At 61.0% G+C, this 2,394-nt stretch carries 3 protein-coding genes; all 3 read left to right on the top strand.

The annotated features are described in order from the left end of the window. The first annotated feature begins 66 nt into the window (after window positions 1-66). The 3 genes from N181_RS08010 (at window position 67) to N181_RS08000 (ending at window position 1,581) form a co-directional block, all read left to right on the top strand. Window positions 67-387, top strand: a complete 321-nt coding sequence (locus N181_RS08010; RefSeq protein WP_042779346.1) for a DUF736 domain-containing protein — start codon at window positions 67-69, stop codon at window positions 385-387. Between the two features lie 527 nt (window positions 388-914). Next, on the top strand, window positions 915-1,172 hold the full coding sequence (locus tag N181_RS08005) for a type II toxin-antitoxin system Phd/YefM family antitoxin (protein ID WP_042779345.1): 258 nt from the start codon (window positions 915-917) through the stop codon (window positions 1,170-1,172). Further along, window positions 1,147-1,581, top strand: a complete 435-nt coding sequence (locus N181_RS08000; protein WP_371864118.1) for a hypothetical protein — start codon at window positions 1,147-1,149, stop codon at window positions 1,579-1,581. The genes N181_RS08005 and N181_RS08000 overlap by 26 nt, the downstream gene beginning before the upstream one ends. Window positions 1,582-2,394: the final 813 nt, after the last annotated feature.

The raw sequence follows: 2,394 nt of genomic DNA, 5'->3' as shown, positions 1-2,394 counted from the left end.
GAAAGACCGGGGAGGCTTCGCCCGACAGGGCTCCCCTGCGGGAAACGCAAACTCAGGAGATCGATCATGACCGAACTTGCAAATTTCATCCGCTTCAACGAAGACGGTACCCTTAGCGGCAACATCGCCTCCATTGCCTACGACATCGACATCTCAGGCGAGGCATTCACCAGCACCAACGAGAAGGCTCCGGCCTTCCGCATCTTTGCAAAGTCACCCCGTGGGCGGCGTGTCGAACTCGGCGGCGTCTGGAAGAAGCAGAACCAGACCGGCGGCGACTATTACAGCCTGTCCATCAGCACCGGTCACGGCAGGCTCAATGCCAATCTCGGCCGCTATCCCGGCCAGGACGACGAGGATTTGATGGCGGTGATTCCCTGGGATTGATAGCAAAGCATCGTTCGCCCGGGAGGATGGCACCTTTCGGGCGAACGGCAAATCGAGAGGGGGCGCGTAAGTGGCAAACGAGCGCGCGTGTTACCGCGCGTCGCCCGCATCGAGCAGGCGCCGCGCGGTGCGAGAGGAGCCCTGTCCCCTCCCCTCGCCCTCCCTTCGTTTAAGCGGTGCGAATGCTCACAATGTTCGTGGAGCTCATTCTGCGGTGTTGTGGGCCGTTTTCCAGTCGCAGCGCCGTGCAAACGGCGTGGCCGCGGCCGGAGCGAGCCGCAAGGCGAGCGTAGCCAAGCGGAGGAAACCCGCGCTCCCCAATAGCGCCGTAGGGTTTTCCGGAGCTTGGTGGAAAACGGACGTTTTCTGCGAGTGTGATTGTTTCAGTGAACTCCGCATAGCAATTGTGCTCCTACCGGTGCCCGCTGGGATAAGGGCATTGCGAGCGATTCAGCACTCGCGCGTCTTACAGCTTGCGATATAGTCAAATAATTCGTATAATTCGACTTATTTGAAGGAGCCCTGCCATGCAGAAATTTTCGACAGTCGATCTGCTGCGCGACATCAAAACCGTCACCATGGCGGCGGATCGTCAGCCGGTTGCGATCACACAGCATCGCAGGCCGCGTTATGTTCTCATGACCTACGACGAATTCGAGGCGATGAAAAGCAGAGGGGATCCACGCCACGTCTATGGTCCGAACGAAGCTCCGAAGGAATTGGTCGACCTTATTGTGCCCGAACTGGATCGCTTGATCGATGATGGACGAGACGCCGATGGTTGAGGTTCCAGCCAACGGCTCCGTTCTGCGCTATCCTTACCTCTGGGCATGGCAGCGTGACAAGGGCGAAACGGAAGGGCGTAAGTCTCGCCCCGTGTGCATGGTCCTGGCGATCCCCAAGGGCCTGCAGACCCATCTCGTCATTTTGGCAATTTCCGGCACACCGCCGCGTTCCGATCAGACCGCGCTCGAAATTCCGCAACTGGAGTGCCGGCGTGCCGGAATCCGCGATTGGAAGGAAGCCTGGATAACCGTTTCCGAGTTCAACCACGATATCGCGGAAGTTTCGTTCTACTTTGATCCGAACGCCGAGGTGCTGGGCACCCTCAGCAAGGGATTTCTGGCCAAAGTCGCCACAGCCTTCAAACCGTTCCTCGCCGTGGCGAGTGCGCGCGTTGGCAGGACGGAATGAGCCGGGCGCGCCTTCGATCGTCGTTGGTTGTCCCTTACCGCTGTATGAGTGGCGCCGGACAGTATTACGATTCGAAGCCCCCTCCCCGCCCCCCGCCAAAACGGTGCGCAGTGCGCGGCGGCAGTCGGTCCCGGCTCCCCTGCGGGCCACTATGTTGAGCCTCCTGCGGCTGCCTTTCATCCGCTCCCCGCGCGACGAGAATTCCCGAAATCCCGCTTGCCAGCCGCGCGATGCTGATTTCTCCGATGCTCTTCATTTTTACGGTTCGTGCCTTGTTCGTTGACACGTCACACCGGCACGAACGCCCCGGGTGCGCCGCTCCCCTCCCCCTCAGAAGCCCTTGGATCGAGGACTGCCTCGCTTCGTGGACGCTTGATCTCGGCGCGAATGCAGGTGCAGCTCGTTCGGCGCGCGCAGGAAGATTAGCCGCCTAATATCTATCTGAACACTGTTTGTTCTAGTTCGCGCAGACGTTCCATTCTATTTGGCGGGTACATCGAAGATGTTTGCGACCCTGCCGGCCCAGTCGGCCGCGCCAGCCAGAAGCCAGCCTGCGGCCGTCATCGGTCGATGTTGGGGTCTCGTGCGCTTTGCGCCCGGGATCGAGGCCCCTGATGGGGCCGCATGTTTGTTTTCGCCCGTGACATCGCTGGCCAGGCCGGTCAAGCGGCCCGTGAAGACGCCCCATCTTCCGCGCCAGTCCGCCTAAGGCGGACCCGTGAAGATGTTGCGCCTTCCGCGCCACGCCACTTGACAGTCCCGTCCACCGCCGTGGGGCGGGCTTTCGCCCTCCCCCCTCTGTCCGGGGGAATG

The sequence above is a fragment of the Sinorhizobium fredii USDA 205 genome (assembly GCF_001461695.1).
Classification (GTDB): Bacteria; Pseudomonadota; Alphaproteobacteria; order Rhizobiales; family Rhizobiaceae; genus Sinorhizobium; species Sinorhizobium fredii.
The sequence above is the reverse complement of the archived record's forward strand: the minus strand, read 5'-3'. Positions and strand labels throughout refer to the sequence as shown.

Coding starts and splice junctions, on each gene's coding strand:
- N181_RS08010 (WP_042779346.1), top strand. CDS start 67: ATGACCGAACTTGCAAATTTCATCCGCTTCAACGAAGACGGTACCCTT.
- N181_RS08005 (WP_042779345.1), top strand. CDS start 915: ATGCAGAAATTTTCGACAGTCGATCTGCTGCGCGACATCAAAACCGTC.
- N181_RS08000 (WP_371864118.1), top strand. CDS start 1,147: ATGATGGACGAGACGCCGATGGTTGAGGTTCCAGCCAACGGCTCCGTT.